Origin of the sequence: Candidatus Protofrankia californiensis (assembly GCF_900634765.1) — a bacterium.
Classification (GTDB): domain Bacteria; phylum Actinomycetota; class Actinomycetes; order Frankiales; family Frankiaceae; genus Protofrankia; species Protofrankia californiensis.
This window is the reverse complement of record NZ_CAAAFT010000316.1, coordinates 1-2,894: the sequence shown is the minus strand read 5'-3', so window position 1 is coordinate 2,894 and position 2,894 is coordinate 1. Positions and strand designations below refer to the sequence as shown.

Annotated in this window: 1 protein-coding gene and 2 pseudogenes; 2 read left to right on the top strand and 1 reads right to left on the bottom strand. The window is 65.7% G+C overall.

From position 1 onward, the window contains the following. Nucleotides 1–157: 157 nt before the first annotated feature. Nucleotides 158–1,003, top strand: coding sequence for an alpha/beta fold hydrolase (locus DD1DGNOD_RS16795; protein WP_131770556.1), 846 nt, complete (start codon nt 158–160; stop codon nt 1,001–1,003). A gap of 234 nt (nt 1,004–1,237) precedes the next feature. Here the strand turns inward: DD1DGNOD_RS16795 and DD1DGNOD_RS16785 are convergent. Further along, nucleotides 1,238–1,789, bottom strand: a pseudogene (locus DD1DGNOD_RS16785) (transposase); the annotation flags it as partial. A gap of 210 nt (nt 1,790–1,999) precedes the next feature. Between DD1DGNOD_RS16785 and DD1DGNOD_RS16780 the strand changes: the two are divergent. Next, nucleotides 2,000–2,566, top strand: a pseudogene (locus DD1DGNOD_RS16780) (helix-turn-helix domain-containing protein); the annotation flags it as partial. Between the last annotated feature and the right edge of the window lie 328 nt (nt 2,567–2,894).

Below are 2,894 nucleotides of genomic sequence, written 5' to 3'. Positions count from 1 at the left end.
GGGATGTGTTGACGTTGTGTTGTCCGGCGAAGCAGGACGGGTCGGACATCCGGGTCCTGTGCCTGACGTGGGAGCGGATCCGGTCCGCAGAATCGTCGGAAGGCACGACCGTAGCGCCATAGCGGTTACCGCTGGAACGAAGAATGGAGTTACTGTCATGACGGGCGCACACGCTAACGGCGCCGATTCGTGCTGGCGCGCACGATTCGTTGATCTTCCTGCCGGCCAGTTCAACTATCGGGTCTGGGGTGAAGATCGGGATGATCGAATGCCGGTCGTGTTGCTGCATGCCAACGCGGGATCGGCGGCAAGCTGGTCTCGCGTCGGCCCCGCGCTGGGTGATAGGTACCAGGTGTTCGCGCTCGACCTGCGAGGACATGGTGCCAGTGTTCGACCACCCACCGGGTCATACAGCCTACGCGAGGCCGCTGATGACGTGATGTCCTTCCTGGTCGCCGTGAAGGCCGAGGGAGCCATACTGGTCGGCCACTCGTGGGGAGCCGCCGTGGCCCTGGTCACCGCGACCGGTGCCGGGTCGGGGCGGCCCGCCCCGGCGGTGTCGAGGCTTGTTCTTGAAGACCCCCCGGTGATGATGTCACCAAACCTGCAATGCAAACACATCAACGACCTGATCAGGGCCATCGCACTGCCCGAAGACGAACTGCGGGAAATCCTCACCGTGGTCAATGCCGACTGGCACACCGATGATGTGGACAGCCTGGTGGAGGGTTTCCGGCACGCCGATCCGGCCATCGTCGAGAGCCTGGTGCGCGATGGATCCCGTACAGGCTCGCTACTCCCACTCCTGAGTCAGCTCACTGTTCCGACCCTTCTCATCCGCGCCAACCCCCTGCGGGGCGGCCTGTGGTCTGACGAGGACTGGGCACACGCACGTCGCATCCTGCCCGCCTGCTGCACCACCATCGAATTGCACAACGCGTCACACGACGTGCACCGTAGCCAGTTCAACCAGTTCATACAGGCCGTTCGTGAATTCATATGAATGGATACGTTGAGTCTTATCGAAAATTAGATTTAGAATGGGAAGTCCCGGCAGAAGAAAAACAGGAAAATTGCCGCCCGGAACGATGCAAGGGGGTCTGTTGCGTTGAGTGGAGGAAAGACATGGTGGGCCCTGTCGGGCGGATGATCAGATCGCCTGGGTGAGCTCGGTGAAGGCAGCCGTCAGCCGCAGACCGGGTTCGGCGTCGACGCCGAGTTCATAGTGCTGGGTTCCTCAAAGGCAGTACACAAAACGGCGGCGGAGCGTCCGGGTCGGTGGGGCGGGCCGTCCCCAGACCCAGGGTTTCGCGCGGGCGTTGAGCTGGGCGGTCGCCAGCCGGGTAGTCTCGTTGATCTCGCCCGCGTCGGCAAAGGACTGGCCGGCCAGCGCCGCCCGGCGGAAGATCCGCCACCAGCCCTCCTGCAGGTTCAGCCAGCAGGCACCCACTGGGATGAACGCGTGTCGGATCCGGGAATGGTCTTCCAACCAGGCGCGGGTGGTCTTGCTGTCGTGGGAGGAGAGGTTGTCGGTGACCACTGTGATGGTCCCGGTCGGGTTCGCGTCCTCCACGACCTGCAGGAACTGCTGGTAGTAGACGCTGTTGCGGGAGGAAGCGGTCAGGGTGACTTCCTGACCATCCCTGGGCCGCAGGCCGCCGTAGACCAAGGTCTTCTCCGGGTCGCGACTGTAGTCGATCTCGTTTTTGATGCGGTGTCCGTCCGGGGACCAGCCAGGAACTGGAGGGAAGGCGCGGGGGATCACCGGGCCGAGTTCGTCGGCGCAGACGACCGTGGTGTCGTCGGGTGTCCGTGGCCATGAAAAAGTCCTCGTTGTTGGCCAGGTAGAGGTCCCCGCGGGTGGCCAGGTGGAGGTCCTCGCTGGTGGCCGGAGCGTGGTCCCGGTTCCTCGTGGGATGTCGTGTCGACCGGGAGCGTGAGGCCTGGACGGTGACGGTGGCGGTGTCTAGCCAGTCACTGCACCGCCCAGGAGCTCCTATTGAAGTCTGCGAGGGAACGTATGGACGTGATTTCGGCCTACCGGGAGGTGGGTAGTTACCGGGGTGCCGCGGCGATGTGTGGCACGACCCCGAAGACGGTCCGCCGGATCATCGAGCGGCACGAGTCCGGTGGTGGCCGTCCGCCGCGGGCGCGGCGGGCGCGGAACTACGACTCGGTCGCCGAACTGGTGGCGGACCGGGTGAAGGTGACCGGCGGGCGGATCTCGGCGAAGCGGCTGCTGCCGGTGGCTCGGGCGGCGGGCTATGACGGCTCGCCGCGGAACTTCCGCCGGCTGGTGGCCGGCGCGAAGGCGGACTGGCGGGCGGGGCATCACCGGGGCCGGCGGCCGGCGGTGTGGACGCCGGGTGAGGTGCTGGCGATCGACTGGGGCACGCTCGGTGTCCTGCACGTGTTCTGCGCGGTACTGGCGTGGTCACGGGTCAGGTTCGTCCGGTTCGCCGACGACGAGCGGGCCGCGACGACGTTCGCTCTGCTGGCGGAGTGTTTCGACGTGCTGGGCGGGGTCCCGAAGGTTGTCCTCGCCGATCGGATGGGCTTGCTTGAGCCGGTTGCCTGGAAAGCGGGCACGGCCGGTTCTGAGACGAAACTGGAGGTGACCGGGCGGGGACGCGGCAACGCGTCCCCGCTACCCGACGAGCGGTGGTTCGCCGAGCTGCAACGCCGTCGCCTGGACCGGGGGTCTTCTGCTCCGTCGACGAGTTGACCTGCGCACTCGAACAGTGGATCACATTCTGGAACGAAAACGCCAAGCCCTTCAGGTGGACCAGGACCGCTGACCAGATCATCGATGCCATCGGGCGCTACTGCGAGCGAATCTCAGGACCGGGACACTAGCCGCGGTGGCGCTGACCAGCCGGCGCCTGTGCCACGGC